Annotated in this window: 19 protein-coding genes; 11 read left to right on the top strand and 8 right to left on the bottom strand. The window is 59.3% G+C overall.

Going from position 1 to position 25,485, the window contains the following annotated elements:
• Positions 1 to 485: 485 nt before the first annotated feature.
• Positions 486 to 1,802 carry an MptA/MptB family glycosyltransferase gene (locus tag ACOYW2_RS27265; RefSeq protein ID WP_482768620.1) on the bottom strand — a complete coding sequence of 439 codons (1,317 nt, stop codon included), beginning with the start codon at positions 1,800 to 1,802 and terminating at the stop codon, positions 486 to 488.
• Here ACOYW2_RS27265 and ACOYW2_RS27260 point away from each other — a divergent pair.
• The 9 genes from ACOYW2_RS27260 (at position 1,777) to ACOYW2_RS27220 (ending at position 11,469) form a co-directional block, all read left to right on the top strand.
• The gene (locus ACOYW2_RS27260) at positions 1,777 to 2,628 is read left to right on the top strand and encodes a sulfurtransferase (RefSeq protein WP_482768619.1); all 852 of its coding nucleotides are present in this window, start codon (positions 1,777 to 1,779) and stop codon (positions 2,626 to 2,628) included. The genes ACOYW2_RS27265 and ACOYW2_RS27260 overlap by 26 nt on opposite strands.
• A 367-nt stretch (positions 2,629 to 2,995) precedes the next feature.
• Complete coding sequence (locus tag ACOYW2_RS27255; protein ID WP_482768618.1) at positions 2,996 to 3,649, top strand: hypothetical protein; 654 nt, start codon at positions 2,996 to 2,998, stop codon at positions 3,647 to 3,649.
• Positions 3,650 to 4,842: 1,193 nt separating this feature from the next.
• Positions 4,843 to 5,745 carry a 3-hydroxyacyl-CoA dehydrogenase gene (locus tag ACOYW2_RS27250; protein WP_482768617.1) on the top strand — a complete coding sequence of 301 codons (903 nt, stop codon included), beginning with the start codon at positions 4,843 to 4,845 and terminating at the stop codon, positions 5,743 to 5,745.
• Between the two features lie 358 nt (positions 5,746 to 6,103).
• Positions 6,104 to 6,748 (top strand): helix-turn-helix transcriptional regulator, encoded by a 645-nt coding sequence (locus ACOYW2_RS27245; RefSeq protein ID WP_482414354.1) that lies wholly within the window; start codon positions 6,104 to 6,106, stop codon positions 6,746 to 6,748.
• A 4-nt stretch (positions 6,749 to 6,752) separates the two neighbouring features.
• Positions 6,753 to 7,130 carry a RidA family protein gene (locus ACOYW2_RS27240; RefSeq protein WP_482414353.1) on the top strand — a complete coding sequence of 126 codons (378 nt, stop codon included), beginning with the start codon at positions 6,753 to 6,755 and terminating at the stop codon, positions 7,128 to 7,130.
• 504 nt (positions 7,131 to 7,634) lie between these two features.
• The gene (locus tag ACOYW2_RS27235; RefSeq protein ID WP_482768616.1) at positions 7,635 to 8,678 is read left to right on the top strand and encodes a threonine synthase; all 1,044 of its coding nucleotides are present in this window, start codon (positions 7,635 to 7,637) and stop codon (positions 8,676 to 8,678) included.
• Positions 8,679 to 8,986: 308 nt separating this feature from the next.
• Positions 8,987 to 10,120, top strand: a complete 1,134-nt coding sequence (locus ACOYW2_RS27230) for a DSD1 family PLP-dependent enzyme (RefSeq protein ID WP_482768615.1) — start codon at positions 8,987 to 8,989, stop codon at positions 10,118 to 10,120.
• A 135-nt stretch (positions 10,121 to 10,255) separates the two neighbouring features.
• Positions 10,256 to 10,486, top strand: coding sequence for an RNA-binding S4 domain-containing protein (locus ACOYW2_RS27225; RefSeq protein WP_482768614.1), 231 nt, complete (start codon positions 10,256 to 10,258; stop codon positions 10,484 to 10,486).
• A 32-nt stretch (positions 10,487 to 10,518) separates the two neighbouring features.
• Positions 10,519 to 11,469, top strand: a complete 951-nt coding sequence (locus tag ACOYW2_RS27220; RefSeq protein ID WP_482768613.1) for an iron transporter — start codon at positions 10,519 to 10,521, stop codon at positions 11,467 to 11,469.
• An 895-nt stretch (positions 11,470 to 12,364) separates the two neighbouring features.
• Here ACOYW2_RS27220 and ACOYW2_RS27215 read toward each other — a convergent pair.
• The 7 genes from ACOYW2_RS27215 to ACOYW2_RS27185 form a co-directional block, all read right to left on the bottom strand.
• On the bottom strand, positions 12,365 to 13,576 hold the full coding sequence (locus tag ACOYW2_RS27215) for an aldo/keto reductase (RefSeq protein WP_482768612.1): 1,212 nt from the start codon (positions 13,574 to 13,576) through the stop codon (positions 12,365 to 12,367).
• 735 nt (positions 13,577 to 14,311) lie between these two features.
• Positions 14,312 to 17,164, bottom strand: a complete 2,853-nt coding sequence (locus ACOYW2_RS27210; RefSeq protein ID WP_482768611.1) for an efflux RND transporter permease subunit — start codon at positions 17,162 to 17,164, stop codon at positions 14,312 to 14,314.
• Between the two features lie 12 nt (positions 17,165 to 17,176).
• The gene (locus tag ACOYW2_RS27205) at positions 17,177 to 18,355 is read right to left on the bottom strand and encodes an efflux RND transporter periplasmic adaptor subunit (protein WP_482768610.1); all 1,179 of its coding nucleotides are present in this window, start codon (positions 18,353 to 18,355) and stop codon (positions 17,177 to 17,179) included.
• Between the two features lie 306 nt (positions 18,356 to 18,661).
• Positions 18,662 to 20,143: an efflux transporter outer membrane subunit gene (locus ACOYW2_RS27200; RefSeq protein ID WP_482768609.1), complete on the bottom strand. Its 1,482-nt coding sequence runs from the start codon at positions 20,141 to 20,143 to the stop codon at positions 18,662 to 18,664.
• Positions 20,144 to 20,354: 211 nt separating this feature from the next.
• A complete protein-coding gene (locus ACOYW2_RS27195) occupies positions 20,355 to 20,927 on the bottom strand; it encodes a TetR/AcrR family transcriptional regulator (protein WP_482768608.1) in 573 nt (190 codons plus the stop codon).
• Positions 20,928 to 21,170: 243 nt separating this feature from the next.
• The gene (serB, locus tag ACOYW2_RS27190; RefSeq protein WP_482414347.1) at positions 21,171 to 22,388 is read right to left on the bottom strand and encodes a phosphoserine phosphatase SerB; all 1,218 of its coding nucleotides are present in this window, start codon (positions 22,386 to 22,388) and stop codon (positions 21,171 to 21,173) included.
• 114 nt (positions 22,389 to 22,502) lie between these two features.
• On the bottom strand, positions 22,503 to 23,840 hold the full coding sequence (locus tag ACOYW2_RS27185) for a radical SAM protein (RefSeq protein WP_482768607.1): 1,338 nt from the start codon (positions 23,838 to 23,840) through the stop codon (positions 22,503 to 22,505).
• 304 nt (positions 23,841 to 24,144) lie between these two features.
• Here ACOYW2_RS27185 and ACOYW2_RS27180 point away from each other — a divergent pair, with 304 nt between their 5' ends.
• Both ACOYW2_RS27180 and ACOYW2_RS27175 read left to right on the top strand, forming a co-directional pair.
• On the top strand, positions 24,145 to 24,978 hold the full coding sequence (locus ACOYW2_RS27180; protein ID WP_482768606.1) for a class I SAM-dependent methyltransferase: 834 nt from the start codon (positions 24,145 to 24,147) through the stop codon (positions 24,976 to 24,978).
• 105 nt (positions 24,979 to 25,083) lie between these two features.
• A complete protein-coding gene (locus tag ACOYW2_RS27175; protein WP_482768605.1) occupies positions 25,084 to 25,482 on the top strand; it encodes a CBS domain-containing protein in 399 nt (132 codons plus the stop codon).
• Positions 25,483 to 25,485: the final 3 nt, after the last annotated feature.

The raw sequence follows: 25,485 nt of genomic DNA, 5'->3' as shown, positions 1-25,485 counted from the left end.
CGGCAAGGTGAGCCACCTTGAAAGCTGGTTATTAAAACGATTTAGCCCTCGCTTGGCTTCGGCCTGCATGGCAAAGGTAGGGTGCACTCCGTGCACCGACATCAAAGCCCGGCATATCTCGAAGGCATCTGTAACATCGAAGCCCTGGGTGACCCGGGCATGGTGCACAGAGTGTACCCTAAAGGCGGTGTCATCGCTGCCACCATGGTGGCCCAGGCGATGGGCACGACTCCAAGGCCGTGGCCATCCCCACGGGTTCGGCTTTGCCTTTGCCCATCCTACGTATTTTCGGCACATCACCGCCGGTGGCCGTATGTAACCTAAGGATGTCGGGTCTCTCCTGCAGAAACGCTTGCCGTATGTCACACGGCACGCGAATGCTTAGATAACGCTTCGAGAATGATTGCCTCCATGCATTCGCCATAGGGTTTCAAGGTGCCCCCACCTTGCCGCCGGAGGCGTTTTTCACAGCATCAATACAAAAATCATGCGTTGGTTTTGCCCTTCCACCATGCCACCAGCAGAGCGCACACCGGCACACTGAAAATCCAGAAAGGAATCCAGGCCCCTTCGGACCAGACCCCGGCGGACAGGTAGTCCGTAAGCACATTATACCCCAGAAGGGGGGTCAGGGTCATGAGGTAGGCCGGGGCCACGCCCACGCGACCTGCCCCCATCAAGGGCAGGCACATGGACAGGTAGAGGCCATACCAGGGATGCAGGGTGGGGGTGACAAGGAGCCAGGCAAAGGCCGCCCACCCCATGAAAAAACCGGGGGTTAAGGGGGACCGAACCTGACGGTAAAGCAGCCCGGAAAAAGCGCAGGCCAAAAGGGCTGCCATGGTCAGACGGGCCACGCCGTTCATGCCGGTTACGTCCCGCACCGTGCGAAAGAGAAACCCGGAAAACTCCCAGGTGGTGCCGTACACCCGAAGGGTCTCCAGGGCGTGGACGGCCTGGGGCAGGTAGGGCACCACCAGAAAGACGGACACCACGGCCCCGCCAAGGGTCGCCCACCCTGCCCGCCTGCCTGCGGCAAGGAGCAGAAAAGGGGCGAACATGGCCGGGATCAGCTTCACCCACACGGCCACGGCAAAGAGGCCCCCAGCCCAGATCGCCCTTTTCTGGCCCCTGGCCGTGGAGATCAGCAGGGTGGCGGCCAGAAGAAAGGGAAGGGCCAGGGCATCGATGTGGCCGGACCAGGCGATCTCCCAGACCACCAGGGGGTTCCAGGCGTAAAGGATCACCCTGTGGAGCGGTGGTCCTCCCCGGCCGGAGGCCGTGAGAAACAGGACAATCACCGCGAGGTCTGCGGCCACCAGCAGGGCCTTCATCCCGGCCATGCCCAAGGGAGCGGAAAAGCGAAAGAAAAACTGGGCCGCAGGGGGATAGAGGGTGACCAGCGAGGGGTGGTTGACCTTTGTGGCCAGCTCAGCCAGAATAGTCTCTGCAGCGGATTCGTCACGGCCGGGCATAAGCAGTGATGCGTAATGCTCGGGAGACCGTGCATAGGGGCTCTCCCCTTCTACCTGGACCATCCCGTCAAAGAGGTACCTGTAGATATCGTCCGACAACACAGGGGGAGACACCACAAAGGGCAGCCGAAGCAACAGGGCGACGACCAGAAGGGTCGAGGCCTTCAAAGGCCAGGAGCCGGACTCGGCCAGACGGGCATTCGCATAAACCAATCCCCCCTGAACGCAGGCAGCCGCCATGAATATACCCATGGCAAAGGGGCGGCTGCAAAAGAGCAAACCCATCCAGGAGGCAAGACAGATGCAAAAGAGACTTGCGACTCTCATACCCATTCTCATGTTGGTGGTCTCGGTGTGTGTCGTTGGAGTGCCCGCAGGGGCGGTGGAACGGATCACCCCGGGCTCGTTGGATACCATGGAGGAAAAACCCGTTATTCTGGATGCCCGGCCGAAAAAGGCGTGGGCCAAAGGGCACATCCCGGGTTCCTTCTCCTTTAACTGGGAAGAGTATACAAAAACCGATGACCAAAAGATACCTTACAGAACCTTTCCCCCCAAAGAGATGGCCGAAGCCTTAGGAGCATTGGGTATCCAGGCGACGTCGCCCATCGTCATCACCGGCGACGCAGACAAGTCCTGGGGCGGCGAAGGCTGGATCGCCTGGTTCCTGGAGTGGATCGGCCATCAGGGCCCGGTTTACCTCCTGGACGGAGGCATGCCCGGCTGGATCGATAAGAACCTTCCTTTGAAGGAGCAACCCGAAGGGCTTCAGGATACCCCCTTGAGGACTCTGTACACACCGACTCCAGATGCCACCGTCTTTATCACGGCCGAGGACCTTCGGAACAACCCGGACACCTACACCCTGGTGGACACCCGCTCCTTCGCGGAGTGGCTCACCGGCCACATCCCCGGGGCCATCCACATCTCCTGGAAAAAGATGGTCGACAAAAACTCCCGCACCCCCATCTCCCCCGGGGCCATGAACGCCCTTCTTGCCAAGAAAAAAGTCCCCCTGGACAAACCCGTGGTCTACTACTGCACCGGCGGGATCCGCTCGGGCTGGGCCTGGTTGGCCCACACCATGGCAGGGCTCCCCACCGCCTTCAACCTTGAAGGGGGGTATGAAGAGTGGCACGCGACAGAGCATTAACCCGGATAGTCTGTAACATCCTGTAGGGTGTGCTTGCGCACCATGTGTTCGGAAATCCCATCTCTTTTGCCAGGTCTAAGCTGCGCGTAGGACACCCGTACATGGGTTTTCGTGGCCGTTCCGATTTATCGACGGTGCGCAAGCGCACCCTACCTCACATCCCCGACACCGTCGGCAACATGTCAAATCCACATAAGGGCACGCTTGCGCAACCCGCTTTCATGGTCGCAGACCTTGCCGCCGAAGGCCGCTTCAGGAGAGCTGAATCATTTCAATGCCGCCTCCGATAATCGCCAGCAATTCTTTTTGGCGCATGGTAGATCATGGCCAGACGACACAACCACGTGACCGAAAAAAGGAAGAAGCCATGAATACCGTATTTGCGCCAGGATGCGCGCTGGCCATTGAAAACCCCGGGGCGGCAGACCGCATCTTGACCCTTCTGAATCAACACATGGGGCCCACCCAGCGGCTTGATACCTGTTGCAGGAATTCTCCGAAACTGTCCCCCGGCACCACCGTGATAAATGTCTGTGCGGGGTGCGACAAACGCTACAGGGAAAATTACCCGGACTGCACCACGATATCCCTTTGGGAAATTCTTGATAAAGAAGATTTCTGGGCCTTCCCGGACCACAAAGGCGCATCCATGTCTGTGCTTGACCCATGCCCTGTGCGAACGGAGAACAGGGTCCATGGGGCCGTGCGCTCCCTGCTTGGAAAAATGAACATCCAGGTCAGGGAAGCCGACAAGGCCAAAAGCAAAAGCATCTGCTGCGGGGACAGTGCCTGGGGCGTGCTGCCAACAGAGAAAATCATTGAAAAAATGACGCAGAGAGCGGATCAGATGCCCGAAGAAGACGTGGTGGTCTACTGTGTATCGTGCATCAAATCCATACATAACGGGGGGAAGACCCCGCACCATTTGGTGAATTTGCTTTTCGGCCAGCCCACAGCCCCCGGCACATGCGATCCCGATCAGTGGCATGCCGAGCTGGAAGCTTATGTCCGATCACACTGACCAACACCCCAGGTCTACGGAGACTCCGTGGAGCCATAAGATATGGAGCGCCACACTCCAGTGCGGCATAGCCACGGGACATGAAAAAAGCCGCACCAGAGTGCGGCGCTCCACCAGGCGCTATCGCCCAGCCCGGGGTACCACGACACGTAAGATTCAAAATAAAAGCAGAGTAAATGAACCCGGCTTTAGGGGGCAATGTCGCCTTAAAGCAACGCCCCAGGCCTACGGAGACTCCGTGAAGCCATAAGATATGGAGCGCCGCACTCCAGTGCGGCATAACCATGGGACACGAAAAAAGCCGCACGGGAGTGCGGCGCTCCACCAGGCGCTATCGCCCGGCCCGGGGTACCACGACACGTAAGATTCAAAATAAAAGCAGAGTAAATGAATCCGGCTTTTGGGGGCAATATCGCCTTAAAGCAACGCCCCAGGTCTACGGAGACTCCGTGGAGCGCATAAGATATGGAGCGCCGCACTCCAGTGCGGCATAGCCACGGGGCATGAAAAAAGCCGCACGGGGGTGGAGCACTGCCATACAGGCGCTATCGCCCGGCCCGGGGTACCGCGACACGTAAAATTCAAAATAAACAGAGTAAATGAATCCGGCTTTAGGGGGCAATGCCGTCTTAAAGCAGCGCCCCAGGTCTACGGAGACTCCGTGGAACCATAAGATATGGAGCGCCGCACTCCAGTGCGGCATAGCCACGGGACACGAAAAAAGCCGCACAGGAGTGCGGCGCTCCACCAGGCTCTATCGCCCAGGCCCGGGTACCACGACACGTAAGATTAAATATAAAAGCAGAGTAAATGAACCCGGCTTTAGGGGGCAATGCCGTCTTAAAGCAGCGCCCCAGGTCTACGGAGACTCCGTGGAACCATAAGATATGGAGCGCCGCACTCCAGTGCGGCATAGCCACGGGACACGAAAAAAGCCCCACGGGAGTGCGGCGCTCCACCAGGCGCTATCGCCCGGCCCCACGTAACCATTGATATATCGCAGAACCACACAATAAAAAGGGAGTAAACCGCGACATATCGCGGATGCGATCCTCTCACGAAGCAAGAGCCCCGCCAAACGGGCCTTTCGCCATATGGCATGCTTGTTGCCTGATTTTGTCCTACGCCGCGCCACCGCACTGCGATGCCGACGGCAGGACCATCTCAATACACCCCACTTTAAGGAGAGACGGATGAAGAAGGTAGAACGCGTGTTGATTGTCGGGGCAGGAACCATGGGCCAGCAGATCGGGTACCAGTGCGCGGCATGCGGCCTGGACGTGACCCTCTACGACACCAGCGAAGAGGCGCTGGCCAAGGCCCTCACCACCATGGAAAAAATCGGCAAGGCCATGGAAGCCGGGGGCCGGGTAAGCCCGGAAGCGGCCAAAGCTGCCATGGCCCTTATCCGCACCACAACCGACCTTGCCGAGGCAGGAAAAGACGCAGATTTAGTGAGCGAGTCCGTACCCGAAGACCCCAGGCTCAAGGCCTCGGTCTTTGCCTCCCTGCACGCCATCTGCCCGGAACACACCCTCTTCACCACCAACACCTCCACCCTGGTGCCCTCCATGATCGCCGAGCACACCGGGCGCCCCGACCGCTTCGTGGCCCTTCACTTCCACGACGTGCGCATCACCAACATCGTGGACATCATGCCCCACCCTGGCACCTCTGAGGAAACACTTGCGGCTGTCCGCGAGTTCGTCTTCCAGATTGAGCAATACCCCATCGAACTCAAAAAAGAGCAGCACGGCTACGTCTTCAACACCATGCTCTCCCAGCTCTTCGGCTCCGCCCTTACCCTTGCCAGCCGCAAGGTGGCCTCCGTGGAAGACATCGACCGCGCCTGGATGGGCATCATGAAAACCGCCGTGGGCCCCTTCGGCATCATGGACTCCATCGGCCTTGAGACCATCTGGAAGGTGACGGACTACTGGGCCCAGGTTACCAAGGACCCGCAGAGCCAGAAAAACGGCGAGTTCGTCAAAGCCTACGTAGACGCAGGAGACCTGGGCGTCAAAACCCAGAAAGGGTTCTACAGCTACCCGGACCCCGCCTTTATCAGCCCGGAGTTTATGAAGGGGATTAAATAAAATTCTCTTGTTTTGGCATGCCGCACTCCGGTGCGGCATGTGCTGCGCCACCAAAAAAGCCGCACAGGAGTGCGGCGCTCCATCTTTCATCCCGCCCCACGCGATGCCCAAACACATAAAGCGTGGCATCTTCCGCTCCAGGCCATTACCCCAGCCCTTTGGAGCGCCGCACTCCGTGCGGCATACGCTACGCCTCACCAAAAAAACCACACAGGCGTGCGGCGCCCTCACCCCTCACCCATATATTTTTTTATTGCCTTTTGTATAATTTTTTATACAATGCACCCATAAATCATGGCAAAAATCGAATTTATAGATTTTTTTATATTTCAAACCAATATAAAAACCCAGGAATCCCATGCAGAGCCCGGACACCCGACTGAGATCGTACATCCCCGTCGCCGACATGATCGCCAGCACTTTCGGAAAGCACTGCGAGGTGGTCATCCATGACCTCTCCATGCCCCAGAACTCGGTGATCTATGCCGTCAACAACCACGTCACCGGACGACAGGTGGGCCAGTCCTTTGACCACCTGATCAAGCAGGTGCTCCTTTCGAAGCAGTTCAAAGGGGACATGACCGCCAACTACAAAACCGTCACCGAGGACGGCCGGGAGATCAAATCTTCCACCGCCCTGATCCGGGACGCCACAGGCGAAGTCATCGGTGCCCTGTGCATCAACTACGACCTCTCGGCCATGGGGCCCATCAAGGCTTTTCTCGACGACTTCCTGCCCGTGGAAGCAGAGCCCGAGGCCCCGGCATCGGCCCCCGTGGAGAACGTGGTGGAGATCGTGGACGACCTCATCGAAAAAATCATCGCCCAGGCAGACACAGCCGCCATGAAGAAAAAAGAAAAAATCCGGCTCATCGCCTTCATGGAGAGCAAAGGCATTTTCCTCATCAAAGGAGCCATGGACAAGGTGGCGGCCCGGCTGGGCATCTCCAAGGTCACGGTCTACAGCTACTTAGATGAAATCAAAAAAAACAAGGCAAGGTAACCCCATGGACACCATCACCACAGACAACGCCCTGAAACCGGCCGGTCACTACAGCCAGGCCATCGTCCACAACGGCATGATCTACACCTCCGGCCAGCTGGCCTTTGATGCCGAGACCGGAGAAAAAAGAAAAGCAACCATTGAAGAGGAGACCCTCCAGGTCCTCACCAACCTGGAGCTGGTTCTCAAAGAAGCGGGCAGCAGCAAGGACAAGGTTCTCAAAACCACCCTCTACATCTCGGACATCGCCCTGTGGGACCAGGTGAACCGCGTCTACGCCGAGTTCTTCGGGGACCACAAGCCCGCGCGTTCCGTGGTGCCCACCCACGGTGAGCTGCACTTCGGGTTCCATGTGGAGCTGGAGGCAATAGCAGCTATTTAGCAAACAAATCGCTCTGGTTCTTCTTGGCTATGGTTTGGCACGCAACCTATAAAAAACCGGGAAAAATCCACCGAAACGGAGCGCCGCACTCCGGTGCGGCATTTTAGTCCGTCATTACCCGTGCCGCACCGGAGTGCGGCGCTCCAAACCACCCTTGCCGCCCAAGGCAGCGTTACTCAACACCGAGGGGCAGAGGCAATACCCTGAGACCGGATATCTTTCGTTCCCAGGCTCCGCCTGGGAATGATGCATGGAGGCTCTGCCTCCACAAAACGAGTAAAACGCTTAAAACGTAAAACAAACAGGCTTTTGCTCTGACGTTCGAGGCTCCTGCGAGATTCAAACCAGGAAAATTTTTTGCGGAGCTTTTTTTCAAAAAAGCGACCCGCCGGAGGCATAAAATAACCCTCACCGAGGACACAGCATGGCACGATACATCGATCCCAAAACCAGCGAGACCTTTGCATAACAACCGCCTGGAGAGCCCCTTCGGGCGGCCCCCTGATGCTCACCGAGCTTCCCGGCATCACGCGCGAACAGATCGACACCTCGGTTCGCTCCATCTGGCGATACCGGGCGGCCTTTCCCTTTGAGGTCAAAGAGCCCATCACCATGGGTGAAGGGTGCACCCCCCTCGTCACCAAAACATTCGGCGGGGCGTCCTGCTCATTCAAGCTGGAGTGGTTCGCACCCACGGGCTCATTCAAGGATCGCGGAACCTCGGTGATGCTCTCCATGCTCAAGGCCCAGGGCATCACCTCGGTGCTGGAAGACAGTTCCGGCAACGGGGGCTGCTCCGTTGCCGGGTACGGGGCTGCAGGGGGACTCTCCACCTGCATCTGCGTGCCCGAGTCCACCTCCCCGTCCAAGATCGCCCAGGTACGGGCCTACGGCGCCGAGGTGGTGCTGGTCCCCGGCCCCAGGGAGGCCACCGAAGCAGCGGCCATCGAAAAATCCGCCGAGATCTTCTACGCCAGCCACAACTGGCACCCCTTCTTCCTCCAGGGCACCAAGACCCTGGGCTACGAAATCTGGGAAGATTTTAACTTTTCGCTGCCGGACAACATCGTCATCCCCGGCGGGGCCGGAAGCAACGTCCTGGGATGCTATATCGCCTTCAAAGAACTCATGGCCGCAGGGGAGATCAAAAAGATGCCCCGCATTTTTCTCTCCCAGCCCGCCCACTGCGCCCCGGTGCACGCCAGCTTCCAGGCCGATGCCGAGGAGTACGTGGAGACCGACTTTGCCCCCACCGTGGCCGAGGGCACGGCCATCAAGCGCCCCATCCGCATGAAGCAGATCCTGGCGGCCCTGCGGGAAAGCAACGGCGGCACCGTGGCCATCCCCGAAGAGGAGATCATCAAAACAAGCCTCGCCCTTGCCCGCACCGGCCTCTACACCGAGCCCACCAGCGCCCACGCGGCAGCCGCCTTTACCCGGCTCCTTGAAGCTGGAACCATCACAGCAGACGAAAAGACCGTGGTGATCTTGACGGGCACGGGCATCAAGACCACGCCGTTTTACGAGGCGCAGATGGCTTCGGAATAAAAAAAGCGCCTCCGGCGGCCAGGGGATGATCCCCTGGACCCCAGGTTTGCAAATGCTCCGGGGCTAAAGCCCCTCCTCATTTGCGGACGGGCTGCGCCCGTAAAGCTTGTTTGCTTCGCTCCCAGGCTCTGCCTGGGAGTGTCCGGGCGCAAAGCTCTGCCTTGCCTGAAGGTAAAAGCGAACGCGGGATGACACACCGCAGGCTCAGGCGACATCTACATGGAGGCAGAGCCTCCGAGGAGCATTCCCAGGCGGAGCCTGGGAACGAGACAATGGTTAGAAACACGGGTCACATGGAGACAAAACCAATGCATCTGACGACACTGGAAACCCCTTGCCTGATTCTGGACAAGGCCAAGCTGCAGAAAAACATCCGAAATCTAAGCACGCGCATGAAGGCCCTGGGGGTGAACCTGAGGCCCCACGGCAAGACAGCCAAGAACATTGATGTCATGACCATGGCCCTGGAAGGGCAGGAGGGCGGCATCACGGTCTCCACCCTGAAAGAGGCGGAATACTATTTCGAAAAGGGCATCACGGACATCGTGTACGCCGTGGGCATTGCCCCGGTGAAGCTGCCCCGGATCTTTCGCCTCATGGACAAAGGCGCGGAGATCACCGTGCTCCTGGATTCTGCCGAACAGGTGCGGTTCGTTGCCGAGGCTGCCGCTGAGCACGGGGTGACGGTTCCGGCCCTCATCGAGCTGGACTGCGACGGGCACCGGTCCGGCATCACACTGGAAGGAGACGATCTTATTGCCATCGGCACCCTGCTCCATAACGAGCACGGGGTCTCCCTCAAAGGCGTGCTCACCCACGCAGGAGAGTCTTACCAGTGCCGCTCCACCGAGGCGATCCGCGCCATGGCAGAGCAGGAACGATCCATGGCCGTGGCCTGTGCCGAAGCCTTGCGAGCATCCGGTCTCCCCTGCCCCGTGGTGAGCGTGGGTTCCACCCCCACCTCCAACTTTGCCGAAGACCTCACAGGCGTCACCGAGGTGAGGGCCGGGGTCTACATGTTCTATGATCTTGTGATGGCTGGCCTAGGGGTGTGCAAGGAAGAGGATATTGCCGTCTCGGTCCTGGCCTCGGTCATCGGCCACCAGAAGCGAAAGGGCTGGGTCATCACCGACGCGGGATGGATGGCCATGTCCCGGGACAGGGGCACGTCAGCCCAAGCCCTGGACCAGGGATACGGAAGGGTCTGCGGTGTGGACGGAACCCCCTTAAGCGACCTCATCGTCTCCGGTGCCAACCAGGAGCACGGCATCGTTTCCCACAGAGAAGACAAAGAGATCCCCTGGGCATCCTGCGGCATCGGGTCCATGGTCCGCATCCTGCCCAACCACGCCTGCGCCACAGGGGCCATGTACGACCGCTACCATATGGTGGATGAAACCGGAGAGGTCGTGGACACCTGGCACCGCGTCAACGGGTGGTAGGAAATGAATGGATTCGCCCTGTTTTTCCCTGTTCTTTTGGTAACATTTCGTGTATTTCGTCTGCTCTATGGATAATCCGTACAAACCCAGGTGCCGTTGCGAAATCGGCACCCCACACATAAAGGACGACAAACCATGACCGAACTCATCGCCATCAGACAAGAGCCCATCGAACTCTTTAAAGTCATCAAACTCGCCAACTGGGTCGGGGCCGGGGGCGAGGCAAAATTCGTCATCTCCGAAGGGCTGGTGGAACTCAACGGCCAGGTGGAAACCCGCAAGGCCAAGAAAGTCTACAACAACGACGTGGTTACCTTTCAGGGGATGTCCTTGAAGGTGGTTGTCGTGGAGAGCCAGGAAGAGTAAACAGCGGAGCATCGCAGTCAAGGTTGGATAGCATGATAAGCAGGGCAACAGTTGCGCAAGCCGCCCGGGAGGGCGTCGCCAAGGGATGGTTCGGGTTTCTCTGGATGATGAAGATCCTCGTCCCCATCTCCTTTTTTACCCTGGTGCTGGACTACACCGGCATCATCACAAAACTCGATTTTATCCTCTCCCCGGTGATGGGGCTTCTCTCACTGCCCCCGGTGGCGGCCCTGCCCCTGATCATCGGCCTGCTTACCGGCATCTACGGGGCTGTTGCCGCCATGCTCGTACTGCCCATGGCCCCGGAACACATGACCCTGGTGGCCATATTCCTCCTCGTCAGCCACAACCTGATCCAGGAGAGCGCCATCCAGGGACAGGCCGGTCTCAACCCGGTGAAAGCAACCCTCCTGCGCCTCACCACCTCGATCATCACCGTGGCCATCTGCGCCCTGGTGCTGAACCCGCCCGATGTTGTGCCCGCAGGTGCAGGCCTTGCCGCAGCCTCCAAGGGGGCCTTTGCCCCCCTTGCCAAGGCGTGGGCCCTGGCAACCGCCGCCCTGGCCGCCAAGATCCTGGCCATTATCATGACCATCATGGTGGCCCTCCAGATCATGAAGGCCGGAGGGGCCATCCCCGTGATCCTGCGCCCCCTGGGGCCCTTTATGTCCGTCATGGGCGTTGACAGGAAAATGGGAATCCTCTGGCTCACCGCCACCCTCTTCGGCCTCTCCTACGGGGCCGCCGTCATTGTGGAAGAGACCAAGGAGAACGCCTTCACCGACCATGAGCTTACCCAGCTCCACCTCTCCATCGGCATCAACCACGCCATGATCGAGGACCCCGCCCTCTTTCTTCCCCTGGGCATCGGCGCGTTCTGGCTCTGGCTCCCCAGGCTCATCGCCGCCATCACCGCCGTGCAGCTTCTGAACCTGTGGCACCGCATCCGGTCACCCCGCACCAGGGAAGCCAAGGCAGCTTAGGCAAACGCCGGCGTCCATGGTTCCCCCGGACATGATGGGCACGGCGCCAAGACCGTCCCCATCCCAACGGGTTCGGCTTGGCCTTTGCCCATCCTACGCACCTTCGGCATATCCACTCCGGTCGCCCTGTGACATCCGTAGGATGGGCAAAGCGAAGCGTGCCCATCGTTGCACCATGACCCCGCACCACCCCAAAGCCATCACATATTGGGTCCCACGCACAACATCCCGACACGGGCATCTTCACCACACGCGATGGGCACGGCGCCAAGAGCGTCGCCATGCCAACGGGCTCGGCTTGGCCTTTGCCCATCCTACGCACCTTCGGCATATCCACCACGGTCGCCCTGTGACATCCGTAGGATGGGCAAAGCGAAGCGTGCCCATCTTTGCATCATGAACCCGCACCACCCCAAAGCCATAACATCCCGACATGGGCACCGTCACCACACGCGATGGGCACGGCGCCAAGAGCGTCGCCATGCCAACGGGCTCGGCTTGGCCTTTGCCCATCCTACGCACCTTCGGCATATCCACCACGGCCGCCCTGTGACATCCGTAGGATGGGCAAAGCGAAGCGTGCCCATCTTTGCTCGGTGAACCCGCACCACCAAAAATCCATAACATCCCGACATGGGCACCGTCACTACACGCGATGGGCACGGCACCAAGAGAATCGCCATGCCAACGGCTACGGCCTTGCCTTTGCCCATCCTACGCACCTTCGGCATATCCACCACGGCCGCCCTGTGACATCCGTAGGATGGGCAAAGCGGAGCGTGCCCATCTTTATTTCATACGCGATGGGCACGGCGCCAAAAACGTCGCCATGCCAACGGTTACGGCCTTGCCTTTGCCCATCCTACGCATCTTCGGCTTATCGCCACAGGTCGCTTTAATCAGCCGATTTCAACCCCATCATTTTCCTGGCCGCGGCCAGGCGCTCTGGCAGGTGCTCGTCTTCCAGTTCGTCCACCAGCTCAGAGAGGACTTCGGGGATGTCGATGTGCTGGGGGCATTTATCCAGGCACTCCCCGCACTGGACGCACTGGGAGGCGTAGCCTGTGCCGCCGGGCCTCAGGACGCCGCCGAGGCGAAGGGCGTAGAGAAACTTTCCTTCCTCTTTCTTTCCGAACAGGTGCACCTTGTTGAACACTTCAAAGGCCGCCGGGATCATGACCCCGACCGGGCAAGGCATGCAGTACCCGCAGCCGGTGCAGCCCACGCGCATGATCTCATGGTAGGTGTCGGCCACCCGGTCCACCAGCGTGCACTCTTCCGGGGTCAGGGAACCGGGCAGGGCGATCTCTGCGATGGCAAGATTCTCCTTGATGTGGGCTTCGTCGTTCATGCCCGAAAGGACCACCGTCACCTCGGGGCGGTTCCAGACCCACTGCAGAGCCCAGGCCACGGGCGTGCGGGAGGCAGGCGCCTCGTCCCAGATCTTTTGGATGGCCGGAGGCGCCTCGGGTGCCCCCAGATTCCCGCCCCGCAAGGGCTCCATGATAATCACGCCCAGGTTCTTTGCGGCCGCGTATTCCAGACCTTCGGTGCCAGCCTGGTTCTCCTGATCCAGAAAATTGTACTGAATCTGGCAAAAGGTCCAGGGATAGGCGTCCACGATGCGTTTGAAATCCTCCACGCTGCCGTGGAAGGAGAACCCCGCGTTTTTTATCCTGCCGTCGGCAAGGGCCGTATCCATGAAATCGATAACACCCAGGCTCTCCAGCTTGTCCCAGCTTTTGCCGTCCAGCGCGTGGAGCAGATAATAATCGATGCAATCCACCCCGAGCTTGTCCAGCTGGGTGTTCAGGTACGTGTCCATCTCCCCGCGGGTATTGACCAGCCAGGAGGGCAGCTTGGTGGCGACCTTCACCTTGTCCCGGTAGCCGTCTTTCAGGGCACGGCCCAGGATGGTCTCACTCTGGCCGCCGTGGTAAGGCCAGGCCGTATCCAGATAATTGACGCCGCTGTCCACGGCAGACCGGATCTGCCGGATGGCCCGGTCCTCATCCACCTGGCCTTCTTCGGTCATGGGCAGGCGCATGGCCCCGAACCCCAGGGCGGACAGACTGTCGCCCGTTTGCGGAACATGCCTGTACTGCATGGTTGATCTCCTTTATCGTCGGTATGGTGTGGGATATCGTTTGCCGGATTTTCGCTTGTGGGAAAGTATCCCGTTAAATGTGACGTCAGTCAACCGGGCCCTGTTGGCTTTTTCCCGTGCCCCGCAGTCTGCGTGCTCTTTTCCCTCAAGAATTCAAAAGCTCGAACAGCCAGGAAAAACATGGTGCCCTGATGAGACGTCGGGTGGGCCAGCTCCCTGAAAGGGTGCCGTTCTTCTTTAGGGCATAGCCAACGTGTCCTAAAAAAACGGGGCGAATTGGCATCACGCCAACCGCCCCGTTTTTGCAGGAGATTTATCTTCCCAAAGGGTGTTCAAGCCTTCAGGCGTCAACAACCGGCAAGAAAGCCGCTTGAATCACAGGTACGATGAAAAGGCAAAAACCGGCCCTGCATGGTTTGGCATCAATCCTCCATATCCATGGACACCGCCGCCTTTTCGGCACCAGCCCCTTTGCCGCGCCTGAGTGTGTTGAGCGCCGCCTCACTCACACGCTGGCTGAGGACATAAAATACCGGCACAAAGAAAATCAGGAGGATGGTCGCCGAAACCATTCCGCTGAATGTTGCCGTCCCCAGGGCCTGGCGGCTTTTCCCTCCAGCCCCGGAGGCGATAAGCAAGGGGACGAACCCCATGATCATGGCAAGGGCCGTCATCAAAATGGGACGAAACCGGATGGTGGCGGCTTTCATGGCCGCCTCTGTGATGCTATCGCCTTCATCCCTGGAGGCCTTGGCAAACTCCGTGATAAGAATGGCCGTCTTGCACGCCAGGGCCACGAGAAGCACCAGGCCGATCTGGGTGTAGACGTTGATGTCCAGCCCCCTTAGGAAAACAGCGTCCACACAGGAGCGCCAGGGGCACGGCAAGGATCACCGACAGGGGCAGCGTCCAGCTCTCATATTGGGCGCAGAGCACCAGGTAAACGCAGAGGATGGCCATGAACAGGGCCACCAGGGTTTTGCCCCGTGAAATTTTCTCCTGGTAGGACATGTTGGTCCACTCATACCCCATCCCCGGGGAGAGGGTTTTGCCTGCCAGCTCCTCCATGATGTCCATCACCTCACCGGAACTGACGCCGGCCGCCCCCTGCCCCGTGAGAAGGGCCGACGGGTAGAGGTTGTAGCGGCTGATGATCTGGGGCCCGAAGCTCTCCTTCACATGGGCGAGGGTCCCCAGGGGAACCATCTTGCCATCGGCATTTCTCACCTTCAGGCTCGACACCTGCTCAGGGGTCTCCCGGTAGCGGGCATCGGCCTGGACCCGAACCTGGTATGTCTTGCCAAAGAGGTTAATATCGTTGATGTAGACCGAACCCAGGTTGGCCTGCAGCGTGGCATACACATCGCTCAGGGAGACCCCCAGGGTTTTGGCCTTGGTGCGGTCCACCTCCACCTCAAGCTGGGGCACATTGGCCCGAAAGGTCGAAAACGCACGGGCCAGCCTCGGGTCCTGGGCTGCGGCCATCATCAGGTTGGTGGTCTCGCGCTGGAGTGCATCAAGCCCCAGGTTGCCCCGGTCCTGAACCTGCATGTTGAAGCCGCCGGCGTTGCCCATGCCGAGAATGGCCGGAGGGGGAAAGGCAAAAACAAAGGCATCCTGAATCGGTGCCACCGCACGTCGCACCTCAGCCAGCACCTCGTCCACCGTCACCTTGGAATGAGCCCGCTCCTCCCAGGGGTCCAGGACAATCCAGAACGTGCCCGCATTGGAGGCAGAGGTGCTGTCCATGATGGAAAACCCTGCAATGGAGAGATGGTGATGGATACCGGGAATCGTGGAAAGCTTCTTGTTGATAACATCCACCACCTCTTTGGTGCGCTCCATGGACGCGGCATCCGGAAGCTGGACGCCCATGAGGGCCCACCCCTGGTCTTCGTTGGGAACAAACCCCTTGGGCAGGGTCACGAACCCGTAGCTTGCCACCATGGTGATGCCCGCAAACACAAGCACCATCACCATGCCGCGGCGTAAAAGCATCGCCACGACCCGGCCGTAAGCCCCCTGGACCTTGTCGAAGAACCTGTTGAAGCCCCGGGCAAAGAGATTGGACCCGGAGGATTTTGTCGGGCGCAACAGAAGCGCGGAAAGTGCAGGGCTCAGGGTCAGGGCGTTGATGGCCGAAAACACCGTCGCAACGGTAATGGTGATGGCAAACTGGCGGTAGAGCTGCCCCGTGGCCCCGCCCATAAAGGCCGTGGGGACAAAAACCGATGCCAGCACCAGGGTGGTTGCCACAATGGGCCCGGTCACTTCCTTCATGGCAAGAATGGCCGCTTCCCTGGGGGGGACCCCTGTTTCATCGAGGTGACGCACCACGTCTTCCACCACCACGATGGCGTCGTCCACCACGATACCGATGGCAAGGACGATGCCGAAGAGGGACAGCATGTTGATACTGATCCCCATGGCGTACATCACGGCAAAGGTCCCGATGAGAGAGACCGGAATGGATGCCATGGGAATAAGAATTGCCCGCCAGTTCTGTAGAAACACAACGATTACCAGAATAACGAGGGCCACGGTGATCAGAAGGGTTTCGAGGACCTCGTCAATGGACTCATCCACAAAGGTCGTGGCATCAAAGGTAACAATGTGCGCCATCCCTTCGGGGAAGTCCTTTGAGAGCTCATCCATGAGCCCGCGGACCTCATCGGCAGCCGCCAGGGCATTGGCCCCCGGCTGAAGAGTCAATCCGATGGCTGCGCTGGGGTAGCCGTCGAGGTTGGTGAACATCACGTAGTTCTGCCCGCCGAGTTCCACGCGACCGATGTCCTTCAAGCGCACCAGGCGCCCGCCGGGGAGGGTCTTGATGACGATGTCTTCAAACTCGGAAGGGTCATCCAGACGGCCTTGAACGGTGAGTGTGTATTGATGTGACACATCCCTGTCCGCAGGAAGCTGGCCAAGCTGGCCCGCGGCCACCTGCACGTTCTGTTCCCGGACCGCGGCCAGCACATCCGTGGTGGTCAGCCCCCGTGCGTCCATCAACTCGGAATCGAGCCAGATGCGCATGGCGTAGTCACCGACATCGTAGGTGCTGACATCCCCCATCCCCTCGACTCGCTTGAGCTTATCCACAAGATGAATCGAGGCATAGTTGCTCAAATAAAAAGCATCATACCGGTTATCGGGGGAGACAAGGGAGATAAACATAAAGATGTTTGCCCCCCGTTTTTTCACGGAAAGGCCCATGCGCTGGACCTCCTCGGGCAACTGGGACTCCACCTGCGCCACCCGGTTCTGGACGAGCACCGAGGCCACGTCCATATCGGTCCCCCCCTCAAAGCTGATGTCGAGGGAATACTCTCCGTTGTTGGTGCTGGTGGACGACATGTAAAGCATGCCATCCACACCGTTGACCTGGTTTTCAATGGGCTGGGCAACGGTTTCGGCGATGACCTTTGCGCTGGCACCGGGATAGGTCGCCGACACCTGAACCCGCGGCGGCGCGATTTCCGGGTACTGTTCAACGGGAAGCAGCTTGGCGGTGATAACCCCCATCAACATGATCACGATGGACACCACCGTGGCGAAAATGGGGCGATCAATAAAAAAACGGCTAAACATGGGTGTTCTCTCCTAAACAGACGGGGTTTCGGCTTTTGTCCGTACCGAAGCGGTTTCATTCTCTTCCATGGGGGTAACGGGCAAGCCTTGCCTGGCCCTCTGGAGCCCATTGATGATAATGCGGTCATCCCCGCCGATTCCGCTGGTGACCACCCGCATGCCGTCCACCAGCCCCCCCAAGGTCACCTTTCGGTGCACCACCGTGTTGGTGTTGTCGGCAACCAGCAGAAAGTCTCCGCCCTGGTCCCTTCCCAGGGCCGTGTCGGGAACAAGCAGGGCCATGCGGGCGCCCCCCACGGGAACCGCAATGCGCGCGAAAAGGCCGGGAAGAAGTGTGCCGTCCCTGTTGTCGAAAACGGCCCGCACCCTGAGTGTGCCGGTCTCGCCGTCCACATGGGTCCCGACATAATCGATGGTTCCGGTCACCCCGGGGGTGTCGTTGCCGGAAAGCGAGAGCGTCACAGGGGCTCCTTTGGTAATCGGAGAGGCCGTGTCCCCAAGCTGGCGATACCGAATCACCTCTTTTTCGCTCACCATAAAATGGGCATACACCTGGTCATCGTTCACAATGGTGGCAAGCTCCGTTCGCTCACCTGCGCCCACAAGGTTGCCCAGATCCACCAGGTTCCGTCCGATGTGCCCGCTGATGGGAGCCGTGATACGGGTGTAGGAAAGCTCAAGCTCAGCCCGGTTCACCGTGGCCTTTGCAGCCGCCACCGCCGCCTGTGCCGTGGAGAGGGTCGCCTGAGCTTCCCTCACCGCCACTTCACTGACCGCCCTGTTTTTAAAGGCCAGCTCACGCCGCTGGCAGGTGGTCTCGGCCAGCTTCAGCTCTGCTTTTCGGATCACAAGGGCTGCCCTGGCCTCTTCCAGGCGCGCCCGATACGGATCATCATCAATGGAAAAAAGGAGATCCCCTTTTTTGACGCGTGCCCCCGGGACAAAATGCATCGTGTCCAGGGTACCCTCCACACGGGCCCGTATGGTCACAAAGGCCAGGGCCTCTGTGGAGCCCGTAAATGAATCGTAATGGGTGACCTGCTGTTGAAGCGGCTTGCTCACGGTCACAGACGGGGGAGCCGGGGCCGGCAGGGATGCCGTGGCCTGCTCCCGGGAGCAGCCGACAAAGCCCGACATCGAGGCTGCCAGAATCACTAAAATGGGTAATGTATGACGAAAACGTGTGGTCATTTTTTTCTCCTTATGTTGCCTCCGGCGGGCAGGGGATGATCCCCTGCACCCCATAAGGCGAAGGCATAATGGGTGACAATCTGTAAAAGCTGTCGGGCATTCGCGTGAAGTGTGAAACGTGGCAACCTCCTTTGGGTATAGGCCGGTTTCACTAGTCGCGTTTCGATTCGATGAAGACAGCGTTGCCTTACCGGTAGATGCGTGTGACACCAGACGCATACACCAACGGCTCTTGTGTCGGGCGAAGCCCGAACCGAAGGCTTTTACGGCTTTTCCCGAGAAACGAGGGGGACATCGCAAAGGCAATCAGCTTTCGAGGTTTTTCGTGACAGTGGCTTTGCCACCCGCGCCGCCCGAGGCAGGCTTTGAGGGCTGCCATCCTCCACCGAGCGCCTTGTACAACCGCACAAAATTGGCGGCGCTATCGCCTCGCGCGGCGGCCAGTTGATTTTCAAAGTTAAACTGATCGCGCTGAGCATCCAGCACGGGCTGAAAGTCCACGAGGCCCTGGGTGTAGAGATCGGTGGAGAGAGCCACCGAACGGCGGGCTGCCGCCACCGAGCGCTCCAGGGCCGCCAAGCGGACCCGGTCTTCCACATAGGCTTTCAGGGTGTTTTCCACTTCCCGAAGGCCATTTAGAACGGTCTGCTCATAGGTAAAAAGGGCTTGCCTGGTGACGGCGTCCTGGGCTTTGACTAAGTTTTTGAGGCGCCCTCCGGAAAAGATATTCCACCGCAGAGAGGGCCCGAAGGAGAAGGCCCGGCTGGCCGCATCAAACAGATCTGCGGAGTCCACGGATTCAAACCCGAAGGAACCGGTCAGTGAAAAACTGGGGTAAAGGGCAGCCGTGGCAACGCCGATGCGGGCGGTTTCGGCGGCCAGCCGACGCTCCGCCCTTCGGATATCCGGCCGTTGCCGCAAGAGGTCGGCGGGAACCCCCACGGTGACCCTGGCCGGGGGCAACGGGATGGGCTTGGACGCCATGAGTTCCTCATGGAGGGATCCTGGGGCTTTGCCCAGCAAAACGGCCAAGTTGTTCACACCCTGGGAGATGGCAATGCGAAGCGGTGGGACCTCGGACTGAGCCCTTGCCAGGAGGCTTGTTGCCTGAGCAAGATCAAGGTTGGTGGCCAAGCCGTGGGCCAACCGCGATTCGGTGAGGGCCAGGACCTCTTCCTGTGAGGTGATGTTGGCCTCTGCAGCGGCCAGGCGGGCCTGGGCGGTGCGCACATCAAGGTAAGTGATGGCCACCTGGGCGTAGAGGGTAATCATCACATCGGTGCGGTCCTCTTCGCTGGCCTGGTACTCTGCTTCGGCAGCCTCAACGGACCGCCTGATGCGCCCGAAAAGGTCCAGCTCCCAGCTGGCCCCGATGGCCGGAGCGTAAAGGGTGTCTGTGCTGCCGGTTCCGCCGACGTTTTCGCTCTTGCGACTCCTGGTGACGCCCACCGAGGCATCCACCGTCGGGAGGCGATCCCCACGGACCACGCCAAGGCGCGCACGCGTCTCTTCCACCCGGGCCATGGCGGTGAGAAGATCCCGGTTGTTCTCCGCCGCCTCTTTGATGTACCGGGAAAGCAAGGGGTCTTGAAAAAGGGTCCACCACTGCTCAACCTGGCTCCTGCCGGGCAGAACAGCAGGGTCCGGGGGTTCATGCCAGCTGGCCCCCACCTCCATCTGGGGGGCCTTGTAGTCCGGCCCCACCGTGGCGCACCCCGCCAAAAGAGCAAGGGCGAGCACCGGCAGGAGCTGCCGCCATGGGATAGGCCTGGGTAAACGAAAGATCATGATACGGTTCTCCATAGTTGCAGGGTAAGACCCCCATCGTTCAAACATCGATCGAATATTCATTCGATTTTATAGATTGAATATTCATTCGACAGCAAGACAAAAAAAGTCCCCGCACAAGCGGGGAACACTCTAATTTATACGCGACCTTTCCTCACGGACAGGACGCGACACAACACCGGGCACTAGACGGTCGGGCGACATCATGCCCCTACCTGCGAATGGCCTCCCAGAGGGCTTCGATGATTCGATCCACCAAGTCATCGGAGAGTTCTATAAAACCAACGCTTTGCTTCTGGGCAAGGGAGCTCGCCACATCGCTTATAAGGGTCCCGATGACATCATCCGGAAAATCTTTGATGATCATCTCGTCCCTGGCCCTTTGGACGATATCGATGAGAGGGGCGTTGCAGCGCACCTCCTCCTCCTGCATTTCAGACGTATAATAGGGGGAGGTGTAGAACTGCTGCACGAAACAGGTTTCCATGGGATGTCTCAGGCTGTATCGAAAACACGACTCGCAGATGGACTTCATCTGGGCACTCAGGGGCTGTAAGATATCAAGCTCCTGATAGATCGCAGCCACAGCCTTCTCTTTTAATAAACGATACAGCTCCAGAATCAGCTCATCCTTTCCGCCTTTGAAATAATGATAAATGATTCCGGTGCTGACGCCGGCCTCCTTGGCCACCTTGGACATGGCCGTTCCGTGGAAACCGTTTTCAACAATGAGGCGAAGGGTCGTCTCAAAAATTGCATGTCGTTTATCGTCGATATGATCCATAGGGTCCTTCTCAATCCCGAACTGAGATTGAACGTTCGTTCGGTGCGTATAATGGGCAAAATCAATGCCGATGTCAAGACAAAATATGACGTTCCAACATCGCTGCACAGAGCCAGCGGGACGAACCGTCAGCCCAACAGTCCTCAATCATTTGAATGCATTGGCCCACCAATCGTTCTAATCTTCACATATGTGCCTTTTTGAAACTCCGTTAAAAAACGCCCCGCCGGGGACACCCCGGCCCTATATCAACGTATCCCGATCCCTCACGCCCACCAAATACAAAATACTGTCGAGGCCAAGGGTGGAGATGGACTGGCGGGCGCCCTGTTTCACCACGGGTTTGGCGTGGAAGGCGATACCGAGGCCTGCCAGGTTCAGCATGGGCAGGTCGTTGGCCCCGTCACCCACGGCAATGACCTGCTGGAGGTTGATCTCCTCTTTTTTGGCGAGCATCTGGAGGAGTTCGGCCTTTTTGGCGGCGTCCACGATGTCCCCCACCACCTTGCCGGTGAGTTTGCCCTCCTTGATCTCCAGCTCGTTGGCGTAGACGTAGTCCACGCCCAGCTTTTTCTGGAGGATCCTGCCGAAATAGGTAAAGCCCCCTGAGAGGATGGCGGTTTTGTAGCCGAACTGGCGGAGGTTGGCGATGAGGCGTTCGGCCCCGTCGGTCATGGGGATTCGCTCGGCTACTTTCTGCATGCTCTCTTCTGAGAGTCCTTCCAGGAGCCCGAGCCTGCGCCTCAAGCTCTCCTTGAAATCGATCTCGCCACGCATGGCCGATTCGGTGATGGCGGCCACTTTCTCCCCTACCCCGGCTTCGGCGGCCAATTCGTCGATGACCTCGGCCTGGATGAGGGTGGAATCCATGTCAAAGGCCACCATGCGGCGATTTCGCCTGTAGGGGGTCTCCTCCTGCAGGGCGATGTCGATGCCCAGGCGAGAAGTGATCTCCAGAAATTTTTTGCGGATGCCCTCCAGCTCGTCGGGGGTGCCGCGCAGGGAGAGTTCGATGCAAACCGGCTTTTCGGTCTTCTCCACGTCGGTCAGGGGCATGCGGCCGGACAAACGGGTCACCCCGTTGATGTTGAGCCCGCTCTCGGCCAGGACCCGGGTCACCTCGGCCATGTGCACGGCCGTTACCTTGCGGCCCAGCAGGGTCACGATGTACCGCTTCTTGCCGGAGGCCGCCACCCAGTCCCGGTAGCGGGCATCGGAGATGGGCCGGAATTTTACGTTGATGTCCAGGTCGTGGGCCGCAAAAAGCACCTCTTTGACGATGGGTGCCGCCTCATGCTTGACAGGAATCCGAATGAGAATACCCAATGAGAGATTATCGTGGATCACGGTCTGGCCCATGTCCAGGATCTCCACATCGTATTCAGCCAGAATACCTGTCATTTGTGCGGCAAGGCCGGGCTTGTCCTGGCCGTAGATATGGATCATGATCAATTCGTGCATGCTGGGCTCCGATGGGGATGATACGTCACGGGTTGTTTGGATGAAATTATTGTCTCAGACGGCGCATTATATAGCATTCCTGAGAGGGTATGAAAAGGTGCGATGCGTCCTAATTTAAAGTCTCTGGATCAGATAAACATAGGCGGGAAGGCCGCTTGCTTCCTTGATCTCGTGGAACATGGGCAGCACCTCTTCGCGGCGCTGGGTCTCCACCAGGGGCGAAAGATAGACGCAGCCCTTGGCCCCCTCTTCCCGGGAAACCGACCCCAGAAGCGCCATGATGGATGCGTGATGGGCTTCGGAAAAGGTGGTGCCCAGAAGAAAATTGGCGGTGACGTTCACCGACGGGTAGCGGGCGTTCACCGCCACCATTTTGTGCAGGGTCTCGGTGACCATGGCCGCGGTAATGGGCTTGCCGAGCATCTTCAGGGTGTCGTCGTCCGCAGACTCCAGGCCCAGGTTGATGTAAACGGTGCAGGGCAACGCCTCAAGGGCCTTAAAGGCCTCCTCCCCGGCCTTGGAAAACGAGGCGCAGCTCCCAAAGAGAAACACCGAGGGGGGCGCCCCTTTGGATGCCCCGAAGCCAAAGGCCTCACAGGCGGTCTGCGCAGCATGGGCCACCCGCTCTCCACCCGCGGCCAGGGCGTCGTGATCTCCAAGGAACAGGGCGTTAAAATTCTGGAGGCTTGAGCCGTAGTACCCTTTCAGGGCCTCGATCTGGGCGGCGATCTCCTCGTCGCTCCTGGGGGCAAAGGGTGCCCGGGATTTCACCGAGCAGAAGCGGCACTTGTAGAGGCAACCGTCGGCGATGTTCAGGGGGATCACCTCGTAATCCGCATGGCGGGTGTCCGGGGGCAAAACGCTCACCCTTCCGCCGATGATGCGGTGCAGGTCTTCGGCCCGCCGGATCAGGGCCGAGTCGTCGTTGGCTTCGATGACCCGCTCCACAAAGGCGCGCATCTCCGGGGCCAGCCCCTCAAGGGAGGTGGTGCAGAGGGTCCCGTAGACCTGGGACCAGGCGGAAAAAGCCCGGGCAATGCCCGGCTCCGTGTACGGGGTCACCTCCCGGATGGCGTTGCTCTCATAGGAGAGGCAGGGCAGGTAGTCCTCCCCCACCCAGTCCTTCACCCGGCCCTGGCCCCTGTCCAGACCCACGGAGTAGTAAACCCAGTCGTTGCCCCAGCTCCGCTTCAGCCACTCCCAGGGGTGGGGCCAGGCCCGCGTCAGCCCGCGCATGTAACGGATCTCTCCGGTGGGGTTGAAGTGAAAGGCAAACTCCCGGCTCCGGATCTCGCCATAGAGCCCGAAGCGCGCCGGGTAGGTCCCCTTGGCCGTGGGAATGGCCCCCCGGGTATTGATAATCACCACCAGGTTCCCCAGGCAGCAGGAGCTCATCTCTTCATCGTCCATTACCGATTCCGGCTGTTGATTCAAATCCGTGGTCACCGTCATGAACTCTCTCTCCTAACGGGGCTGTTCATACATTAAGGGGATAAATAACGCACCAACCATACAAGAGATTGACATGTCCATCCACCACATTTATAGTCAGCGGATCATGAAAACCATCTAAGACATATCCCCTTCTCTCTATTTGGGACGCGCGGTGGCCAAGGCCCGGGACCGGTGAGGTGCGCCTTTGCGACAGAGCCCCCGCCTTTTTTTACGCGCCGCCCCTCCTGCACCGTATGTCACCTTCAACATAAGACAATTCCGGCACCACTCCGTCAAAGGACGACCGGACCATGAGGTTTTCATGAACATCAAGCAACTCATCGACGCATCCAAAAAGCCCGAACTCTACGCCCCTGCAACAGCCACCATGTGGGACGACCCGTACATCGGGGCCCGACTCCTTGAAACCCACCTGAGCCAGGCCACAGACCTCGCCAGCAGAAAAGAGTCGACCATCACGGACACGGTAAACTGGATCCTGGGTCAGGCCCCGGACAAACCCCTTAACATTCTGGACCTGGGCTGCGGCCCCGGCCTCTACTGCGACAAGCTGGCCCGGCTCGGCCACAGGCTCACCGGAATGGACATCTCCGCCACCTCCATCAAATATGCCCGGCAAGCGGCCCGGAAAAGCGGGCTGGAGATCTCCTACCTGAACCAAAACTACCTGGAGCTGGACCATGACAGCCGGTACGACCTCATCATCATGATCTTTTGTGATTTTGGGGTCCTGACACCTTCACAGCAGAACCGCCTCCTTGCAAAGATCCACCGGGCCCTGGTGCCGGGCGGGGTCTTTGTCTTCGACGTCATGAACGAAGGAGCTCTCGCCACCCTTCCCGAGCCGCAATGGGAAGCTTCGGACAAGGGATTCTGGAGGGACCGGCCCTACCTCGCCCTGTCCCGGTCCTTTTGCTATGAAGAGCAAGGGGTATGCCTCAGCCAGCATATCGTGGCGGATGAATCCGGCTCGGTGGATACCTACCGCTTCTGGACCCATACCTTCTCCCACGAAACGCTCCACCGCCTGCTGTCGGCCCGGGGGTTCCGAAACATCAGCTGCCATGACGGGCTCTTGCCCGACAGCGATGCCCACCGATCCCGTGACGTGACCTTCTGCGTCACCCGCAGGTAAGCTCCGGCGCATGTGCTACGGGAGTCATTGACAGATACAGGAGCCCAGGCCTAAACTAAGGAAAAGCCAAATAAGGAAACGTTGATACCGAAGGAAGGGCGGCCCATGAACATTTCAGAGATCATGTCCAAGCGAATCGTCACCGTGGAACTCGACGACACCCTGCGGGTCGTCCGGGATATCTTTGCCAACGTGGCCTTTCACAACCTGCTGGTGGTGGAGAACAAACGCCTCTACGGCGTCCTCTCCGACCGGGCCCTGCTCAAGGCCCTCAGCCCGAACCTGGGCACTGCCGCAGAAACTCAGGAAGACCGGGCCACCCTGAACAAGAAGGTGCACCAGGTGATGAGCCGCGAGCCCATCACCCTGCCCCGGAATGCTTCGGTGCGGGATGCCGTGCGCCTGTTCAACACCGAGACCATCACCTGCATCCCGGTTGTGGACGACGACAACCGGCCCGTGGGAATCACTGGCGGGACATCATCAAGATGCTGGGGGCCATGATGA

Source organism: Desulfoluna sp. CLI2B (genome assembly GCF_056847375.1).
The sequence above is the reverse complement of the archived record's forward strand: the minus strand, read 5'-3'. Positions and strand labels throughout refer to the sequence as shown.